The sequence below is a fragment of the Citrobacter sp. Cm046 genome (assembly GCF_030333065.1).
Classification (GTDB): domain Bacteria; phylum Pseudomonadota; class Gammaproteobacteria; order Enterobacterales; family Enterobacteriaceae; genus Citrobacter; species Citrobacter murliniae.
On record NZ_JAOWGP010000035.1, the window covers coordinates 41,807 to 60,418 of the forward strand.

General features: G+C 52.8%; 13 protein-coding genes and 1 pseudogene. 6 read left to right on the forward strand and 8 right to left on the reverse strand.

Going from position 1 to position 18,612, the window contains the following annotated elements:
- The first annotated feature begins 180 nt into the window (after positions 1 to 180).
- Positions 181 to 1,434: a serine hydroxymethyltransferase gene (gene glyA, locus OGX98_RS06365; RefSeq protein ID WP_045446222.1), complete on the forward strand. Its 1,254-nt coding sequence runs from the start codon at positions 181 to 183 to the stop codon at positions 1,432 to 1,434.
- A 150-nt stretch (positions 1,435 to 1,584) separates the two neighbouring features.
- A pseudogene (locus tag OGX98_RS06370) lies at positions 1,585 to 1,906 on the forward strand (hypothetical protein); the annotation flags it as partial.
- On the opposite strand, the gene OGX98_RS06375 reads toward OGX98_RS06370, so the two are convergent.
- Entirely contained in the window at positions 1,870 to 3,063 is a 1,194-nt protein-coding gene (locus tag OGX98_RS06375) for an ROK family transcriptional regulator (protein WP_045446219.1), read from the reverse strand. The pseudogene OGX98_RS06370 and the gene OGX98_RS06375 sit on opposite strands and share 37 nt — an antisense overlap.
- Before the next feature lie 114 nt (positions 3,064 to 3,177).
- Between OGX98_RS06375 and OGX98_RS06380 the strand changes: the two genes are divergently transcribed.
- From OGX98_RS06380 to OGX98_RS06395, 4 genes are all read left to right on the forward strand, one after another.
- Positions 3,178 to 6,444, forward strand: a complete 3,267-nt coding sequence (locus OGX98_RS06380; RefSeq protein WP_286594989.1) for a DUF5107 domain-containing protein — start codon at positions 3,178 to 3,180, stop codon at positions 6,442 to 6,444.
- Positions 6,445 to 6,516: 72 nt separating this feature from the next.
- The gene (locus tag OGX98_RS06385) at positions 6,517 to 7,956 is read left to right on the forward strand and encodes a sugar porter family MFS transporter (protein ID WP_045446211.1); all 1,440 of its coding nucleotides are present in this window, start codon (positions 6,517 to 6,519) and stop codon (positions 7,954 to 7,956) included.
- The gene (locus OGX98_RS06390) at positions 7,956 to 8,798 is read left to right on the forward strand and encodes an aldose 1-epimerase (protein WP_286594990.1); all 843 of its coding nucleotides are present in this window, start codon (positions 7,956 to 7,958) and stop codon (positions 8,796 to 8,798) included. The genes OGX98_RS06385 and OGX98_RS06390 overlap by 1 nt, the downstream gene beginning before the upstream one ends.
- Before the next feature lie 88 nt (positions 8,799 to 8,886).
- Positions 8,887 to 10,035 (forward strand): 3-phenylpropionate MFS transporter, encoded by a 1,149-nt coding sequence (locus OGX98_RS06395; protein ID WP_286594991.1) that lies wholly within the window; start codon positions 8,887 to 8,889, stop codon positions 10,033 to 10,035.
- Here OGX98_RS06395 and csiE read toward each other — a convergent pair.
- The 7 genes from csiE to OGX98_RS06430 form a co-directional block, all read right to left on the reverse strand.
- The gene (gene csiE / locus OGX98_RS06400) at positions 10,030 to 11,307 is read right to left on the reverse strand and encodes a stationary phase inducible protein CsiE (protein WP_045446202.1); all 1,278 of its coding nucleotides are present in this window, start codon (positions 11,305 to 11,307) and stop codon (positions 10,030 to 10,032) included. The genes OGX98_RS06395 and csiE overlap by 6 nt on opposite strands.
- Before the next feature lie 241 nt (positions 11,308 to 11,548).
- A complete protein-coding gene (locus OGX98_RS06405) occupies positions 11,549 to 12,154 on the reverse strand; it encodes a KpsF/GutQ family sugar-phosphate isomerase (RefSeq protein WP_045446199.1) in 606 nt (201 codons plus the stop codon).
- Positions 12,151 to 13,788, reverse strand: a complete 1,638-nt coding sequence (locus tag OGX98_RS06410) for an FGGY-family carbohydrate kinase (protein ID WP_048220814.1) — start codon at positions 13,786 to 13,788, stop codon at positions 12,151 to 12,153. Before OGX98_RS06410 ends, OGX98_RS06405 begins: the two co-directional genes overlap by 4 nt.
- Before the next feature lie 17 nt (positions 13,789 to 13,805).
- Positions 13,806 to 14,759 carry an ABC transporter permease gene (locus OGX98_RS06415; RefSeq protein ID WP_045446193.1) on the reverse strand — a complete coding sequence of 318 codons (954 nt, stop codon included), beginning with the start codon at positions 14,757 to 14,759 and terminating at the stop codon, positions 13,806 to 13,808.
- Position 14,760: 1 nt separating this feature from the next.
- Positions 14,761 to 15,750, reverse strand: coding sequence for an ABC transporter permease (locus OGX98_RS06420; RefSeq protein ID WP_225761267.1), 990 nt, complete (start codon positions 15,748 to 15,750; stop codon positions 14,761 to 14,763).
- The gene (locus OGX98_RS06425) at positions 15,743 to 17,251 is read right to left on the reverse strand and encodes a sugar ABC transporter ATP-binding protein (RefSeq protein WP_045446187.1); all 1,509 of its coding nucleotides are present in this window, start codon (positions 17,249 to 17,251) and stop codon (positions 15,743 to 15,745) included. Before OGX98_RS06425 ends, OGX98_RS06420 begins: the two co-directional genes overlap by 8 nt.
- Positions 17,252 to 17,353: 102 nt before the next feature.
- On the reverse strand, positions 17,354 to 18,337 hold the full coding sequence (locus tag OGX98_RS06430; RefSeq protein ID WP_045446184.1) for an autoinducer 2 ABC transporter substrate-binding protein: 984 nt from the start codon (positions 18,335 to 18,337) through the stop codon (positions 17,354 to 17,356).
- Positions 18,338 to 18,612 lie beyond the last annotated feature (275 nt).

Sequence of the window (18,612 nt, forward strand, 5' to 3'; positions counted from 1 at the left end):
GTTGAAATTAAGCAGACCTTTGTTCTCCAAAGCCTTGCGTGCTCTGAAGGTAATCGTTTGCGTAAAATCCTTTGTCAAGACCTGTTATCGAAGAATGATTCGGTTATACTGTTGGCCGAAGTCCAACGGGACTGCCTTTTTAGGCCGAAATTCTATTGTTAGCTGAGTCAGGAGATGCGGATGTTAAAGCGTGAAATGAACATTGCCGATTATGATGCCGAACTGTGGCAGGCTATGGAGCAGGAAAAAGTACGTCAGGAAGAGCACATCGAACTGATCGCCTCCGAAAACTACACCAGCCCGCGCGTGATGCAGGCGCAGGGGTCTCAGCTGACCAACAAATACGCTGAAGGTTATCCGGGCAAGCGTTACTACGGTGGTTGTGAATACGTTGATATCGTTGAGCAACTGGCGATTGATCGCGCCAAAGAGCTGTTTGGCGCAGACTACGCTAACGTCCAGCCGCACTCCGGTTCTCAGGCTAACTTCGCTGTCTACACTGCTCTGCTGCAACCGGGTGATACCGTTCTGGGTATGAACCTGGCGCAAGGCGGTCACCTGACTCACGGTTCCCCGGTAAACTTCTCAGGTAAACTGTACAACATCGTCCCTTACGGTATCGATGAATCCGGCAAGATTGACTACGAAGACATGGCGAAGCAGGCTCAGGAGCACAAACCGAAGATGATTATCGGTGGCTTCTCTGCTTACTCCGGAGTGGTTGATTGGGCAAAAATGCGTGAAATCGCCGACAGCATTGGCGCATACCTGTTCGTCGACATGGCGCACGTTGCCGGTCTGATTGCCGCGGGCGTGTACCCGAACCCGGTTCCGCATGCTCATGTTGTTACCACCACTACCCACAAAACCCTGGCGGGTCCGCGCGGCGGCCTGATCCTGGCAAAAGACGGTAGCGAAGAGCTGTACAAAAAACTGAACTCTGCTGTATTCCCTAGCGCGCAGGGCGGCCCACTGATGCACGTTATCGCGGCGAAAGCGGTGGCACTGAAAGAAGCGATGGAGCCAGAGTTCAAAGTCTACCAGCAGCAGGTTGCGAAAAATGCTAAAGCGATGGTGGAAGTATTCCTGAACCGTGGTTACAAAGTGGTTTCTGGCGGTACTGAGAACCACCTGTTCCTGCTGGATCTGGTTGATAAAAACCTGACCGGTAAAGAAGCTGACGCTGCGCTGGGCCGTGCTAACATCACCGTTAACAAAAACAGCGTACCGAACGATCCGAAGAGCCCGTTCGTCACTTCCGGTATTCGTATCGGTTCCCCGGCTGTGACCCGTCGTGGTTTCAAAGAAGCCGAAGTGAAAGAGCTGGCTGGCTGGATGTGCGATGTTCTGGACAACATCAATGATGAAGCTGTAATCGAGCGCGTCAAAGCGAAAGTCCTGGATATCTGCGCACGCTTCCCTGTTTACGCGTAAGTCATTTTTATTGCCGGATGGTGGTTTAACATCACATCCGGTAGTTATATCGATTTAAGCGTCACTGACTCATCTAATAAAGCCGCTATCTGCGGCTTTTTTTCTGCCTGAATCCACTGCCTCAGTAATTGCATTTTACGCCCCTGATTTTTGAGTTATGTCAGTATTGCTCCGCCCTGTTCCGGCTCGTTAGCGATAGCTGTGAAGGCGTGGTTTAAACAGCAACAAAGTCAGCCCATTATTGTTCAGGTCTCTACGAATATTCAGGTGATCATGAGCCTGGCCGGTACAGGAGAGGCTTTGATGCCCGGTTATATGAATAATTTTAATACCGAGCTGGTGGTTTTCAGGCCAAAAGTCGGCGATAAAATCTGCGCTGGCGGATTTTATCGCTACGGTACAGGGATGTTTGGCAGTGACTATGACGGGTAATGACTACAGCTCGCTAAGCTGTGATTCCACATACAGATAACCAATTCCCATCAATTGCTGAGCGCGGTTAAGTTGACCGAAGCTTATCTGTGTTGCTCTGGCACGCGGATTATCGCCGTGGTCGAACGGATTAAATCCGGTTTGCTGTACCAGAGTATGTAACCAACTATCACCAAAGGCGCAGCTACGGCCGTACAGCCATATTTGATTAATATTCAATATATTCAGAAAGTTATACAGACTCAGTCCAATTGCACTGGCTGCGTGTTCGGCCCAGGCCTGAATACGCACATCTCCGTGTTTCCAGGCATCAATTAGTTGATCGGTAGTCAGTGTTTCCGGATCATAATGGGGTGCCGGTTGAGATTTCATCCACACTCTGGCCTGTTTTTTCAGTGCACTAAGAGATGCCACTGTCTCCAGACAACCGTAACGCCCACAGTCACAGGCAATCCCATCGGGATCAATGATGGTATGACCAATCTGGCCGCTGCCATACAAACTGCCACGCCAGATACTGTCGTTGATCACGAACGATGAACCAATCCCGTAATCGACGTTAATGACACAAAAGTCGCCGTTAGCTGCCGGATTCTGCCACTTTTCAGCCAGTGCCAGCATGACACAGTCATTATCCAGACGTACCTGTACACCCAGCATTTCCTCCAGCAGATATTTTATTTCAACCGGTGTTTTCCACGGTGCCTGCGGCATCGTTTTGGAGGCACCGGTAACAGGATCAACCTGCCCGTGAACGCCCAGAGCGAGGTTAATGGTCACCTCGGGATACTGCCGACGATACTCCCGCCAGTGTGTCGCTAATGCAGCCAGTAACGCTTTTGGCGTCTCTGGAGTGATAACTTCATGTCGCCAGTCACCGACGGCCATCAACCGTGCGTCCGCCAGTTGGCTGATGATGCTGGTGGGAGTGACGTTAATACACAACGTCCAGGCGCCTTTTTCCGGCAAATGATAGCTGCCGCTGCTCAAACCGCGCTGGCTTAACGTTTCCCGGGAGTGGCTGATTCTCCCTTCATCCATTAACTCTTCGAGGATGTTGCTCACCGCCGGGATCGACAGACTGGTGAGCTGCGCCAGCTGTGACTTACTGAGCTGTTTTTCCCGCCACAGATGCGACAAAAAAATCTGTTTATTCGCCTGGCGAACTCTGGCGTTATTGAATCCCGGTCGCTGCATTCACTTAACTCCCTTAACTGTATTGCGTGAGCATTGCGCATTTTAACGCCACTTAACTGCCGCAGAATAGCATCAGGTTAAGTTTTTACTTTTGTTTATTGAGTGGAGAGCGGCATGTACGGTTCAGTTAAGGTTTGGCAGGAAACGATCACCCTCCCAACATGGACTGCGGGCGAGGAAGACGCTAACCCGATGTTTCTGGAGAAACGGGTTTATCAGGGGTCTTCAGGCGCGGTTTATCCCTATGGCGTGATTGATACGCTGACTGGTAAGCGTGAAATGCGCGATTACCAGGCGGTGTGGATGGAGAATGATTTCATTCGCATTATGCTGTTACCGGAGCTGGGCGGGCGCATTCACCGTGCATATGACAAAGTGCAGCAGCGCGATTTCGTTTACTACAACGAAGTGGTCAAGCCTGCGCTGGTAGGACTGCTCGGGCCATGGATTTCTGGCGGTATTGAATTTAACTGGCCGCAGCACCACCGCCCAACCACGTTTATGCCGGTTGATTTTACGCAACAGCAAGGTGAGCAGGGTGAATACACCGTGTGGATGGGAGAAGTTGAACCCATGCGTGGTTTACAGGTCATGACCGGATTCACGCTGTACCCGGATCGCGCTCTGATTGAAATAACCGGTAAGGTGTTTAATGGCAATGCCACTCCGCGCCACTTTTTATGGTGGGCGAATCCGGCAGTGAAGGGCGGTGACGATCACCAGAGCGTTTTCCCGCCGGATGTGACCGCAGTTTTCGATCATGGTAAGCGCGATGTGTCTGCGTTCCCTATCGCTACGGGTACTTACTACAAAGTGGATTACTCCGCTGGCGTGGATATCTCCCGCTACAAAAACGTCCCGGTTCCAACCTCCTATATGGCTGAAAAATCAAACTATGATTTTGTCGGCGCATGGCATCACGGGGAACGTGGAGGATTGTTGCACGTTGCAGATCACCACGTTTCACCGGGGAAAAAGCAGTGGACCTGGGGATACGGTGATTTTGGCGTCGCCTGGGATCGTAACCTCACCGATGACAACGGTCCGTATATTGAACTGATGACAGGGGTCTTTACCGATAACCAGCCTGACTTTACCTGGCTTGCTCCGTACGAAGAGAAAGTCTTCGTACAAAATTTTCTGCCCTACAGTGAACTTGGCATGGTGCAAAACGCCAGCACGCAGCTGGCGCTTCGTCTGGAGCGTGATGGCAGCCAGCTCTCTATTGGTGTCTATGCCATTGCGCCGCTGCGGGATGTGCAGGTTACGCTTTCTGCAAAGGGAGAACCATTCTATGAAAATACGCTGACCCTGGCGCCTGGGCAAAGCTGGCTGGTTGACGTGTCTGATGGCGGTCATACTCGGGTGATGATGAGCGTGACGCGGGCTGATGGTGTTACGCTTCTGGATTATGAAGAGCACATTGCCGAAGAGCTACCACTGCCTAAGGCGGCTGTTGCCCCTGCGCAACCAGAAGCATTGTCCAATACCGATGAGCTCTATTTTATTGGGCAGCATCTGGAACAGTACAATCACGCCAGCCGCTATGCGGAGGACTATTATCGCCGTGCGCTCGAGGTAGACCCACAGGACTATCGCAATAATGTGGCGCTGGGAACGCTGGCACTAAACCGTGCTGACTGGATCCTGGCCGAACGTTGCGCGCGCAAGGCGCTGGAACGTGCGCATAAGCTTAATAAGAATCCGCGCGATGGTGAAGCGAGCATGTTGCTGGCCGCTGCGCTGGAGCGTCAGGGTGACGATGACAGCGCCTGGGAAAACTACTATAAGGCAAGCTGGAGCGGCAACTGTCGCGATGCGGCGTTCTGGTCATTATCACGCCTGGCGATGAAACGCCAGGACTACGCCTGTGCGCTGGAAAAGGTAGAACAGAGCCTGCGTTTTAACGGTAGTAATAACCTCGCCATGGGGTTGAAAGCCCTCGCGCTGGCAAAACTGAATCTTCCTGCGAAAGCACTGGACTATATTACCCAACAGCTTGTTGATTATCCGCTGAGTTATACCCTGCACTACGCGCGCTGGGCAATCAGCCAGGATGATGACTCAGCACAAGCGCTTATCTCCATTACCGGTCGACGTGGCACGAATGCCTGCGAGCTGGCAGGATGGCTGACCTCATTTGGTCAGCAGGATGCCGCCCGTGATGTGCTGGAACTGCTCGACAGCCAGGAAACATTACCGATGTTGTGGCGAGCCTCACTGAGCGAGGATCCGCAGCCTTTCATTGACCGTGCCCGTAAGTGTCTGCAAAAACGCGTGCGTTTCCCTAATACGCTGGATGAAGTGCAGATGCTGCAAACGCTGGTGCAGAGTGCCTTTGCCCGCTACTTGTTGGGGTGTTTCTGGTACAGCAAACGGCGTTATACCGAAGCGGTTTCTTGCTGGCAATTTACCCTTGAGCAGGAGCCGGATTTTGCCCCGGTGCACCGATTACTGGGGATTTACGCCTGGAACAAACAGCACGATGCATCGCTGGCGAAACGCTATCTGTCTCAGGCTGTGGCGCTGGAGCCACAAAATGCGCGTTTCCTGTTTGAACTCGATTATCTCAATAAGCTGATGGCGCAACCGGCTGAACAGCGTTTAGCAAAACTTGAAGCCAGTAAAGACGTGGTATTCCATCGCGATGATCTGACGGTAGAACTGCTCAGTCTGTGGAATGGGCTGGGGCACTATGATGCTGCTGCGGCAGTGCTGAGTGAGCGCGTATTTCACCCCTGGGAAGGTGGTGAAGGCAAAGCCACCGGACAATATCTGCTTAATCAACAACATCGGGCGCTGGCTGCTATTCAGGCAGGCGACTACCAAACTGCCATCATTTTGTTGCAGCAGGCATTGCACTACCCGCAGAACCTGGGGGAAGGACGTTTACCCGGACAAACGGATAATGACATCTGGTATTTGCTGGGTTATTGCACCAAACAGCAGGGATATATCGAAGAAGCCCGGCAGTATTTTGTGCGAGCAACTCGCGGTGGCAGTTCGCTTGATGCCGGACGCTATTACAACGATCAGCCGGTGGATTATCTCTTCTGGCAGGGTATGGCATTGAGAGCGTTGAGCGATAACGCAGAAGCAGACAACCTGTTTCACAGCTTCCTGCAATGGGTCGAGTCGCAACACGACAAGGTTCCTGAAGTCGATTTCTTTGCAGTATCGCTTCCCGATCTTGTAGTGCTGGACACCTCTGCACAAGCGAAACACCAGCAACACTGTCTGTTCATCAATGCGCTTGGGCATCTGGGACTGGGAAATATTCCTGACTCCCGGCACTTCCTGGATGCGCTTCTGCAACTCAATCCGGCGCATGACAAGGCGCAACTGCTGCGTCACGCCATTAACGTAAAGCTATTCCTGTAACGCTCTGATCGGGTGGGGGCGACTCCACCCGAAACCTTCTGTCCCCTGCGTTTCCCTGAAAGAGGAATCATAATGAATAACGCGCAGACACATTTAAAGATTGGCTATGTCTGGACTATCTGCCTGGTTGCGGCTTGCGGTGGTTTACTGTTTGGCTATGACTGGGTGGTGATTGGCGGGGCAAAACCCTTCTATGAAGCTTACTTCTCTATAACCGATCCGGCACAGTCTGGTTGGGCGATGAGTTCGGCGCTGGTGGGCTGTATCTTTGGTGCGTTGATTTCCGGTTGGTGCGCCGACAAGTTCGGCCGCAAAATGCCGCTTATTCTCTCAGCGATACTCTTCAGCGCTTCGGCCTGGGGTACCGCCGTAGCCAGCAACTTCGACATGTTTATTGTCTATCGAATTGTTGGTGGTGTAGGGATTGGTCTGGCGTCGGCGCTCAGCCCACTTTATATCGCCGAGGTCAGCCCGGCTGAAAAGCGCGGTCGCTTTGTGGCGGTCAACCAACTGACCATCGTAATTGGCGTGCTGGCAGCACAACTGATCAACCTGATGATTGCGGAACCGGTTGCAACCGGCGCCACGCAGCAGGCGATTGTTGAAAGCTGGAATGGCCAGATGGGCTGGCGCTGGATGTTTGGCGCCGAGTTAGTGCCTGCGGTGGTGTTCCTGGTTTTGATGTTCTTTGTACCGGAATCACCGCGCTGGCTGGTGAAGGCTGGGAAGGTCGAGCGTGCGCGAGCTATGTTGCAACGGATTGGTTCTGCCGAATATGCCGGACAAACTTTGCAAGAGATCGAACATACTCTGCAAAAAGATAATCATAGGGTGGCCTGGTCCACGCTATTACAACCGCAGATCAAACCGATCGTCATTATTGGAATGGTACTGGCTGTATTCCAGCAATGGTGTGGGATCAACGTTATCTTCAACTATGCCCAGGAGATCTTTGCGTCCGCCGGGTTCGATATCAATGGGACACTAAAATCTATTGTGGCGACGGGGATTATTAACCTGGTCTTTACCCTGGCCGCGTTACCGCTGGTGGATAAAATTGGTCGCCGTAAACTGATGCTGTTTGGGGCCTCTGGACTTACGGTCATCTACGTGTTGATTGCCGGTGCGTATGGGTTAGGTATTCTCGGCTGGCCGGTCCTGGTCCTGGTGCTGGCAGCGATTGCCATTTATGCCCTGACGCTGGCTCCGGTTACCTGGGTATTACTGTCAGAAATTTTCCCTAACCGTGTGCGTGGGCTGGCAATGTCGCTGGGCACACTGGCGCTGTGGATTGCCTGTTTCCTGCTGACTTACACTTTCCCGTTGCTTAATGCGAGTCTCGGCGCATCAGGAAGCTTCCTGCTCTACGGTGTTATTTGTGCCATGGGTTATGTTTATGTGCTACGCAATGTGCCGGAAACTAAAGGCGTAACGCTGGAGGCACTGGAAGAAAAACTGGCGGCACAGCATACGAAGGTTAGTGCATCAGCCCAACAACGAAGCGCCCGATAATGAACGACGCGCTGACGTTGCAAAACGCACATCTGCGGATGTGCGTTGACCCTCAGGGCGGTTCGTTGCTGAGTCTGGTTTCGTTACAACATCAACAACCTGTCTTACGTGAAGGGCAAGGCAAGAAGCCTGGTGATTGCGGCCTGTTCCCTATGCTACCTGTTGCTAATCGTGTGGCGGACAATCGTTTTCTGCTGTGTGGAAACCGGGTGGTTTTACCCCAACATGATGCGGACGATGTTTTCTTTTTACATGGTGACGGTTGGCTGAAACGCTGGGAGGTTGTTGCTGCTACCGAAAGTCATTGTTTACTGCGGTTGCGCAGCCAGCACGCATGTGGCTATGACTATATAGCGGATCTTTGCTATCAGTTGGAAGAGTCAAGCCTTTACGCCTCGTTAACGATAACCCATTGCGGCGTGCAGTCGATGATCTATGGCTGTGGGTTCCATCCGTTTTTTGCCTTTGATTCGCACAGTACGGCGCAGTTTACCGCCAGTGGTTACTGGCCGGAGGGGGAGCAGCACCTGCCACTGAGCTGGCAAAGTGATATTCCGCCGCCTGCAGATTTCATACACGCGCAATATGGCGAAGATGACTGGTTAAATGTGGGATATTCCGGCTGGAGCGGACGGGCTGTTATCCAACATGATGTGATGAAAGTCACGCTTTTAGCGCAAACTCCCTGGCTGATGCTGTTCAGAATGTCGGGTGGCGAGTTCCTTTGCCTTGAGCCGCAGACGCATCCGGTGAATGCCCACAACATGCAGGGACAGCCGGGATTAAGGGTACTAGGCCAGGGAGAACAGTGCCATTTTTCGATGCAAATTTGCGTAGAGTAGGGCAAGAATCATGTTATCTGCCTGTTAATGCTCTCTTGCGCCAGCCCGTGTTTATCGCCAGACTATCGCCACCAAACGGGAGGGAATCATGGCTTTGCATTCCACGCGCTGGCTGGCGCTCGGTTATTTCACCTACTTTTTTAGCTACGGTATTTTTCTGCCTTTCTGGAGCGTCTGGCTCAAAGGTTTGGGGCTGACGCCGGAAACCATCGGTTTGCTGCTGGGCGCGGGGCTGATTGCACGTTTTCTCGGTAGTTTGCTGATTGCGCCGCGCGTGAGTGATCCCTCTCGTCTGATTACCGCTTTACGTATTCTGGCGCTGCTGACGCTGGTGTTTGCTCTGGCATTTTGGGCGGGTACGCATGTGGCATGGCTGATGGTGGTGATGGTCGGGTTTAACCTGTTTTTCTCACCGCTGGTGCCGCTAACGGATGCGCTGGCTAACACCTGGCAAAAACAGATCACCATGGATTATGGTCGGGTACGTTTGTGGGGATCGGTGGCCTTTGTGATTGGTTCGGCGCTAACCGGTAAACTGGTGAGCCTGTTTGATTACCGGGTTATCCTGGTGCTGCTGACGCTTGGGATGGCTTCAATGCTGCTGGGTATGATGATTCGTCCGAGCGTGCAGCCGCAGGGTGAAAACCGCCAACAGGAGAGTGCCGGATGGCCTGCCTGGCGTTTGCTGATCACGCAGAGTTGGCGTTTTCTTGCCTGTGTGAGCCTGCTGCAGGGCGCACATGCTGCCTATTACGGTTTTAGCGCAATTTACTGGCAGTCCGCCGGGTATTCCGCCTCGGCGGTCGGTTATTTATGGTCGCTGGGCGTGGTTGCCGAAGTGATTATCTTCGCACTGAGCCACAAGCTGTTCCGCCGCTTTAGCGCTCGTGATCTGCTACTGCTTTCTGCTGTTTGTGGCGTTGTACGTTGGGGACTGATGGGTTGGAGCACAGAATTACCGTGGCTGATTGTGGTGCAGATCCTGCATTGCGGTACGTTTACCGTCTGCCACCTGGCGGCCATGCGTTATATTGCTGCGCGCCAGGGCAGTGAAGTGATTCGCCTGCAGGCGGTTTACTCTGCTATTGCGATGGGGGGGAGTATCGCCATCATGACCGTGTTCGCAGGCTTCCTGTATCAGCATTTGGGTAGCGATGTATTCTGGGTGATGGCGCTGGTTGCTCTGCCTGCCATCGTCTTGCGACCTAAAGTGCAGGCGCAATCTCCGGCGTTATGATTCCAGTATTTTGCGGATCTGTTGTTGCTGATGAGGCGTAAGCGCCAGGTCCGCATGAATTAACGGCGGTGAAAACAGTGGTAGCGGCGTGGTGTACGGTGTGATAATCAGCGCCACGCCACGCGGTGAACCCTGTTTCTGAAAATCCTGCATCGGCATATGTTTTACGTTCAGCGGCAGCAGGGTCAGCTCACGTAGCTGTTGTTCAATATGCGTCTCAAGCCGTTCATTATTGCCCGTCAGCAGGATAATTTGCTTCTCGTGTAAATCCTTCTCCTGCATCAGCCATGCGCCGAAAATCACCGCGACCAGCCCCGCTTCTTCCTCTGAAAACTGCACATCGTATTCCGCTTCGAACCCGTTTAATGCCTCGCGTGTGGTGCGCACCAGCCGGGGATAAAGCCGGCTGAACTCTTCCGGCAGGGTGTTATCAATACCGATGGCAAATAAGCTTCGGTTAAGCGCCTGAGCAAGGTGTATATACAACTGGTCGTTCAGTCCTTGCTCGTCGCTGAAGCGAACGTTGCCATACTCGCGAAAACGCAGTACCAGCCGGGCGATGGCCAGACGCAGACGGCGGTCCTGCTGATGGTTATCACGAATAGGGTCAGGAATACGGATCATCGAAAATAGCAGCGCCATGAACAGCGACTCGCCCAGGGGGGCAGTCTGCATTACGTGGCGTTGCCAGTGACGGCCAATTTCTTCGGCGAGCGGATACTCGGCGCAAGATTGTGCCCAGACCTGCTGTACCGGATTAAACTCCGGGGTGATCCCTGTATGGTGTTGCAGCAGGCAATACTGCAAAAAAAGCCGCAGGAACTGGATATCACGACACTCAAATGGTTTCTGCAACCGCCGGGAACAGAGGTTGATGAGCGCCTGCAAATTAGTATCGTCATACAGCTGGCGTGCGATACCCTGTTGTTTCAGCTCCATTTTTAATGCTGGTGTAAATTGTTGGTTGATAAACGTCGGACACAGGCGCAGTCCACGTCGAAGCCAATGTAACAGGCACAGGCGTTGATTCAGCGGGGTCCCTTCGATTTGATAGCGACCGTTTTGAGTAGAGGTAATCGCGAGCCGGTGATAGCGCTGGATTTCGAGGCCCGCGCCAATGATATCCTCGCGGACAATATTGTCATCGACGCCATTGAGACTGCTGAAGGTCTGCGCGGTGGCGCTTTGTCCCGGCAGAAAAAGCGTCAGCAACATCTGGCAGCGACGTTGGGGAGCAGAAAGTACAGATGGCGGGGCAAGCGTTGACATCATCTGTAAGGTCTCCCGAAAGTATTTTTGATAAGAATAGCTAAAGTTTGCTGATAGAAATGGAGAATGGAATCCTTTCCGCCAGGAATGCTGGGAGACGTCACAGAATTTTTAACGTAAGGAACAGAAGGTCGTAGTTAAACGCAGCGCGTTAACCTGTTTTTTCGCTGTTTTATCTTTGTTTAAACAACAAAAAACCCGCCAGCGGGTGACGGGGTTGGAAAAGTTAGCGGAAATGCGCGGTTTAGACTTTCTGCTTCTGACTTAGCGTTAATCCTACATCACCGCCTGGATGCACCGCCAGCAGGGTTTCTTTTGAGTATCCACTCTCGCTCATCAGACAGGCACAGGCGGCATCAAAGATAGCCAGAACCAAAATAATAGATGTGGTTGCCAGCATATTCAGCGGATCGGCCTCGCGCTGCACGCCCGTGGAAATCACCAGTCTGGAAGCGCTGGCGATGGCTGAATTCGCGTTTTCAGTTACGCTCAGAATCGGTACCTTTCTCGCTGCCAGCCCAGGCAGCAGTCGGGTGAGTTCATCGGAGTTGCCTCCGCGCGACAGCATAATGACCAGATCGCCAGTATCCAAAAAACCCAGGTCGCCATGAGCTGCATCGGTGGCATTGAGGTATATCGCCGGACGCTCAACGCAGGCAAGCATATGCGCCACTTTGCGCGCCGCAATGCCAGAAGTACCCACGCCGGTTACCACTATTTTACCTTTGCAACTGCGCAGTTCTGTCAGCAGATCTTGCCAGACCTGTTCATTCAAATGATGTTGAAGACCTGCGAGGGCATCGCTGTAGAGATGCCACACGTGGGTGGCCTGAGACCATGAATCACTCATGCGTCCTCCTGCATCAGCTTGCGGTATTTCATATGATCCTGATACATCTCGTGGAAGACGCGATATTTACGGTCATAGTACTGCTTAATCCGGTTGGTCTGTGGCGTGACTGTTTTACCAATGCGGCTCATTGCCGACATTGCTTCCGGGAAAGTTTCGAATACCCCTGCCGCGATAGTTCCCATCATTGCGCTGCCCAGCAGCATGGCTTCGCTCTCTTCCGGCAGCAGCATGGCGCAGCCGGTGGCATTGGCATGTTCCTGAACAAAGATTGGGTTTTTCGTGCCGCCGCCACTGGCCATAATCGTATCGATGTTGTAACCGCTTTGATTCATCGTTTCGATAATATGACGCGTTCCCAGGGCAATGGACTGGATGGTTGCCAGATACTGCAACGCCATATCCTCGGGCGTGCGGGACAGCTTCAGCCCGGTGATAGCGCCGGTGAGTGTCGGGTTCGCGCGCGGTGAGCGGTTGCCGTGGAAATAGGGAAGAATATGCATATCACGGGTCAGGAACGCGATGTCCTCCGGTTCGCCAGCCATTTTACGTAGCAATGAATTCAGTACTTCGTAAATAGTCTGTCCCTGAGATTTTGCCTGTGCCAGCAGCGTTTCGTAGCATGGGTGCGACTGAATGACGTGGTCGATTAACGCTCCTGTTGCAGACTGCCCGCCTTCGTTGAGCCAGTATTCCGGCAGCACAGCAGAGTAGTAAGGCCCCCAGACGCCGCCGATAAAACGCGGCTCTTTGGAAATCGCCATATGCCCGGTAGATGTGCCGCCAATTAGCGCAACGCGGCGGTCAAAATCAGCCACTTCTCCAGAAACGCCGCAGGCCCCAAGCGTGCCGAGCGTACCAGCGTGCGCATCGATAATTGATACGCTGACCGCAGTCCCCGGGATCAGACCCAGTTCGCTGGCGGCACGTGCTGACAGCCCGTGCCCGAGCGGTTCGCCCATGGTTTTCACGTAACGACCAATTTTGGCGGCATCGTGCTCCAGCAGATCTTCCAGCCCAATCTGGCGGAAATAGCTGGCGTCCCATTTGTCTTCATGACCCATGTAGGTCCATTTACACACGGTTGAACACAGTGAGCGCGTGTCATCTCCGGTGGCGCGCCAGGTCAGGAAATCAGGCAGATCAAAATAGTAACCCGCGTTTGCCCAGGTGTTGGGCATATGCTGTTTCAGCCATAGCAGTTTTGGGGTCTGCATTTCCGGAGAAATAATTCCTCCGACGTAGTCCAGCACCCGATGGTGCAGGGCGTTAATACGCTCGGCCTGGGTAATGGCCCGGTGATCCATCCACACAATAATGTTCTGCTCGCTGCGCCCGGAAGGGCTGATAGTCAGCGGCTTACCTTCTTTATCCAGAACCACCAGTGAACAGGTAGCGTCGAAACCCAGACCTTTAACCTGGATAGGGTTTATATCTGACTGGTTAATCGCGTCGCGAACCGCGTTACACACAGCCTGCCAGATATTATCAGAGGACTGCTCAACGAAATCAGCTTGCGGACGGTAGATCTCAATGGCCCGACTGGCCTGCCCGACCATCCTGCCGTTGAGATCAAATACCCCTGCGCGGGCGCTTCCGGTTCCGACATCCACACCAATAAAGTAACTTGCCATAATTTTTTCTCCTGAAATCAGGCTTTACGATTCTGTAATGCGATAAAGAGGATCAGTACTGCGCCCCAGAGAGCCATCGTCAGATAGCTACTGATCCCCAGCAAGTTAAGGCCGCTTTCCAGCATTTGCAGCACAATGAGCGCCAGCACCAGGCCGATAATGCGCCCAAAGCCACCATCCGGATTGATACCGCCAAGCACGGAGGCGAGGATGGTTACCAGCAGGTATGATTCACCGTATCCGGCTTTTGCCGAGTTGAATTTCGCCATCATCAGAATGGCCGCTACCCAGCCGAGCAGAGCAGATATGACATACACGGAAATTTGTACGCGAACGGTATTCACACCGCTGTAGCGGGTAGCCTGTTCATTGGAGCCGACAAGATACAGGCTGCGTCCCAGCGTGGTGTGCTCCAGCAGTACCCACAGCAATATGGCAACCAGGAAAAAGAGCAATAGCGCCACGGGGATACCGGCAATGGTGGCATTACCGAGATATTGAATGACCGGCGGGAATCCGGAGATCACCGTCCCGTTGGAGAGCAGAATATTCAGCCCTGAGATAAGCGTCATCGTGCCGAGGGTGGCGAGAATCGGTGAAACGCCCACCCAGGCGATCAGCGCGCCGTTCAGTGTGCCAATGGCAACTGCTACCGCGGCGCCCGCCAGCAGAGCGAGAACCAGAAACAGCGGATTATCCGGGTGGGTGACAATCACCGCAGCCATTACCAGCGAGCAGGCGTTAGCACCGGCAATAATCGACAGGTTAATGCCCCCGGTCAGCATGGTCATGCCCATCCCGAGCGCCAGCATCCCGAGGATCGGTAATTGTGAGCCAATAGACTGGAAGTTAGCGACGCTGAAAAAGCGGCTACCCAGCAGGGCCGAGAAAACCAGCGCCACGACCACAATAATGACGCATTGCAGGCGAATGATGGCATCACCGGGTAAAAATCTGGCGAATGTTTTCATCTCAAAGCTCCTTTGCCAGTTTGCGTTTTTCGTTCCAGGCCGTGGCGCTAATACTGACCAGGATAATGGCGCCGCTGAAAACAGTGTGCCAGTAAGAGGAGACGCTCAGCAGCGTCAGGCCATTTTGTAAGAAAGCCAACAGGACAACGCCGAGCAGAGTTCCCGTCAGCGTACCGCGCCCGCCGCTCATGCTGGTTCCGCCGAGAACGACCGCCGCCAGAACGGTTAGCTCAAAGCCGAGCAGTGAATTGGGAGCGACCGATTGAGTGATTTGTGCCTGAACCACTGCGGCGATGCCTGCGAGAATACCCATATAGCCATACACGTAGAAATGCAGCTTCAGTAGGTTCAGCCCCAGGCGTGAAGCCGCGTCGCGGTTGCCGCCCATGGCGTAAACCTGGCGACCGAGGCGGGTATAGTTCATTAGCACGGCAGTAAAAATAATCACTGCTGCCAGACACAACAAAGGGAGAGTAAGGCCGTAGTCGTAGCCGTCCGCAGCAGTGAACGAGAACCAGTTGATACCGTTCATAAACCAGTCTGGAAAACCGTACAGCCAGGTGCCCTTCGTTGTGTAAACCAGCAGACCGTAGTAGACGTTCAGCGTGGCAATGGTAATGATGATCGCCGGAACACGCAGCCAGTAGACCAGAAAACCGTTGATAAGCCCGAGCAGTAGACCGACAGCAATCGCGATAACCAGCGCCAGCGCGAAGTTGCCGCCGTGGCCGATAATCCAACTGGCCATCGCGTATTGGGCAATGGCGGTCATAGCAGGGAATGAAATATCGATTCCGCCGGAAATCAGTACTACAAACAGCCCACAGGCAAGGATGCCGAGAATGGCGTAGCTGGTGGCGACGTCCGTCAGGTTCCCCAGTGACAGGAACTCATCGGTGCTGACGCTCAGTCCGACGGCAAGGGCAACCACCAGCAGCCCCAGCCAGAACTCATGTTGCCCGATCAAGCGGGAGATACGCATACTATTCATTGATTACCTCAACCACTTCAGCAATCTCCTCTTCACTACAGTGATGAGGATTAAATTCCGCCACCAGCTTGCCGCGGCGCATCACCAGCACGCGGTGGCTGTTGTAATACGCTTCCGGAATTTCATCGCAAATCATTAGCACTGCCATTCCCTGTTCGGCCAGATCGCGGGCGATCTGGTAAATGCCCTCTTTGTTAGCGATGTCCACGCCAACGGTTGGTGAGTCAAGGATCAGGATGCGCGGATTAGTCGCCACCCATTTGGCAATGGCAATGCGCTGGGCATTGCCCCCGGAAAGTGTTTTCACTGGCAGATGCGGATCGGAGACTTTAATGTTCAGCTCGCGGATCAAATCAGAGACCAGCTTCTGCGCTTTGCGATGATCGAGCAGACCGCTGCGAGTGTGCAGTTGGTCAAATACGGTGACGATGGTGTTGTCGTAGATCGACTGCTCCATGATCAGCCCTTGCGTCAGGCGATCTTCCGAGACATAGCCGATCCCGTGTTTAATGGCGTCGTGGTTATTGCGAAGCTGAACCGGCTGACCGTTAATACGGATCTCACCGCTTTCAGGATGCGTCATGCCGAACAGGCTCAGGCATAGCTCGGTTCTCCCGGCTCCCAGCAGGCCGACAATGGAAACAATCTCACCGCTACGCAGAGACAGATTGATATTTTGGTATTTTCCTCTACGACTGAGATCGCGCAGTTCCAGTAACGGTTCCTGTTCGACGGGCGGTTTCTCTGGCAACGGGCTGTAGTGGAAGCGCTGCCCGGTCATCAGGAAGGCCAGTTCGTGACTGTCAAGTTCACTGGCAGGGAAAGTCCCCACCAGCTTACCGTCGCGCATTACGCTGATACGGTCTGCGACTTCCATCACTTCATCAAGGCGATGGCTGACAAAGACAACGCAGATCCCGGCTGCTTTTAATTCGTTGACTACCCGCAGCAGACCATTCACTTCCTGGCGGGTCAGGGAGGCGGTTGGTTCATCCATGATCACCAGACGGGCGTCGGCAGCAATTGCCCGACAAATAGCCACTAACTGGCGATCGGCAATAGAGAGTTTTTCGACTTTTTTATCAGGATCGATGGTCACACCGATACGCTTCATTGCGGCCAGAGCCTGTTGCTTCATGGACCCGCGACGCACCCAGATATCACCACCCGGCAGGTAGCGGTTGACCGCAATATTTTCCGCGACGCTAAAATTTGGAAATAACGACAGGTCCTGATAAATAACCTGAATGCCGTAATGTGAAGACAGCTGTGGCGTCAGGTGGTGGAACAATTTGCCGTCGAGTAAAATCTGCGCACCTTTTTCAGGATGATAAACCCCGGAGATCACTTTAATAATGGTGCTTTTGCCACAGCCGTTCTGACCTGCCAGACAGTGAACTTCGCCTTTTTTCAGCGTCAGATTCACGTTATCCAGCGCCAGCACGCCCGGGAATTGTTTGCTGATATTCTCAAGAGTGATAAATGCGGTGGTGTCTGTCATGGACAATACCCCTGCGAGCGTCCTGCTGGACGCTGAGTGTTAGTTTTGTGGATAACGCCGACCAGGCGGTCGGCGTGAGGTTCCCTGGTGTTGGCTAAGGCCTTAGAAACCGAGTGATTGTGCGTTATCTTTGGTGACTTCGAGGATCTTGTTAAAGCGGATCACTTTCTTCTCCATGTCGACATCGGCTTTCCCTAAACTATCGATACTTAGATCGGCGTTGACTTCTTTACCCTGCAACAGTTGATCGGCAACCGTGACCAGTGCGTAGCCAGCGTCTTTCGGATCCCACAGCAGCGCTTTTTTGATATCGCCGCGCATCAGGTAAGGTGCAGCCTGTGCTGGCATGGCGATACCAACAACGGCAATCTTGTCTTTAGCGCGTTTTTTCTGAACGGCCTGACCTGCTCCGATAGGACCCAGTGAGCCGAAACCAATGATGCCTTTCATCTGCGGATAGGTTTTCATCAGATCCAGCGTAGTGGAGTAGGATTTATCGATACTCTCCGCTACTGGCAGGCGCGAAGTGACTTCAAACATCTCAGGGTATTTTTCTTTCTGATATTTAATCGCGTAGTCAGCCCATGCGTTATGCAGCGGCACCGTCAGCGAGCCTACATAGATGGCATAACCGCCTTTGCCGCCCATATTTTTTGCCAGCTCATCGACGTTGGCCTGTGCGTATTTTTCACTGTCGATGGTTTCGATATCCCACTGACCAATTTGTTCGTCCGGGGATTCGTGGGTCAGAACGACAATGCCTTTCTCGCGAGCTTTTTTCAGGACAGGCTCAAGGACCTTGGCGTCATTCGGCACTACGATTATCGCGTTGACGTTTTTGGCGATCAGATCTTCAATCACTTTTACTTGCTGAGCCGGATCCGGCGTAGAAGGACCGGTCTGGTAAGCATTTACATCCAATTTTTTTGCTGCTTCATTGACGCCGGTTTCCATGCGGTTAAACCATGGAATACCGGTGACTTTAGCAACCACAGCAATCTCATATTTTTCCGCCGCAAAGGACGTACCGGACAACATGCATGCAGAAACCAGGGTTGCACTGAGTAATGCGAGTTTGAATTTCATAGTTGTACCTTTAGTAGGGGGCAGGGCATGTCACGGCGTGAAGTTAACAACGAATGGAAGAGGGAATGAATCATAAGTTTGGTAAATGTGATCTGCGCCCGTTTTTGTGATTTTTTAGATAAAAAATGGTTAAATTTTAGTTAAATATGAATGGTTGAGCATTCATGCACTTCAATTGTTTGTTAATAAACAATTAAAATGAAACCATTAATTAACAATTAATTATCATCTCCCTTAAGTTAATGCCTCATGGAAGCATTTTTGCCTTTATCGTC

Coding starts and splice junctions, on each gene's coding strand:
- glyA (WP_045446222.1), top strand. CDS start 181: ATGTTAAAGCGTGAAATGAACATTGCCGATTATGATGCCGAACTGTGG.
- OGX98_RS06375 (WP_045446219.1), bottom strand. CDS start 3,063: ATGCAGCGACCGGGATTCAATAACGCCAGAGTTCGCCAGGCGAATAAA.
- OGX98_RS06380 (WP_286594989.1), top strand. CDS start 3,178: ATGTACGGTTCAGTTAAGGTTTGGCAGGAAACGATCACCCTCCCAACA.
- OGX98_RS06385 (WP_045446211.1), top strand. CDS start 6,517: ATGAATAACGCGCAGACACATTTAAAGATTGGCTATGTCTGGACTATC.
- OGX98_RS06390 (WP_286594990.1), top strand. CDS start 7,956: ATGAACGACGCGCTGACGTTGCAAAACGCACATCTGCGGATGTGCGTT.
- OGX98_RS06395 (WP_286594991.1), top strand. CDS start 8,887: ATGGCTTTGCATTCCACGCGCTGGCTGGCGCTCGGTTATTTCACCTAC.
- csiE (WP_045446202.1), bottom strand. CDS start 11,307: ATGATGTCAACGCTTGCCCCGCCATCTGTACTTTCTGCTCCCCAACGT.
- OGX98_RS06405 (WP_045446199.1), bottom strand. CDS start 12,154: ATGAGTGATTCATGGTCTCAGGCCACCCACGTGTGGCATCTCTACAGC.
- OGX98_RS06410 (WP_048220814.1), bottom strand. CDS start 13,788: ATGGCAAGTTACTTTATTGGTGTGGATGTCGGAACCGGAAGCGCCCGC.
- OGX98_RS06415 (WP_045446193.1), bottom strand. CDS start 14,759: ATGAAAACATTCGCCAGATTTTTACCCGGTGATGCCATCATTCGCCTG.
- OGX98_RS06420 (WP_225761267.1), bottom strand. CDS start 15,750: ATGAATAGTATGCGTATCTCCCGCTTGATCGGGCAACATGAGTTCTGG.
- OGX98_RS06425 (WP_045446187.1), bottom strand. CDS start 17,251: ATGACAGACACCACCGCATTTATCACTCTTGAGAATATCAGCAAACAA.
- OGX98_RS06430 (WP_045446184.1), bottom strand. CDS start 18,337: ATGAAATTCAAACTCGCATTACTCAGTGCAACCCTGGTTTCTGCATGC.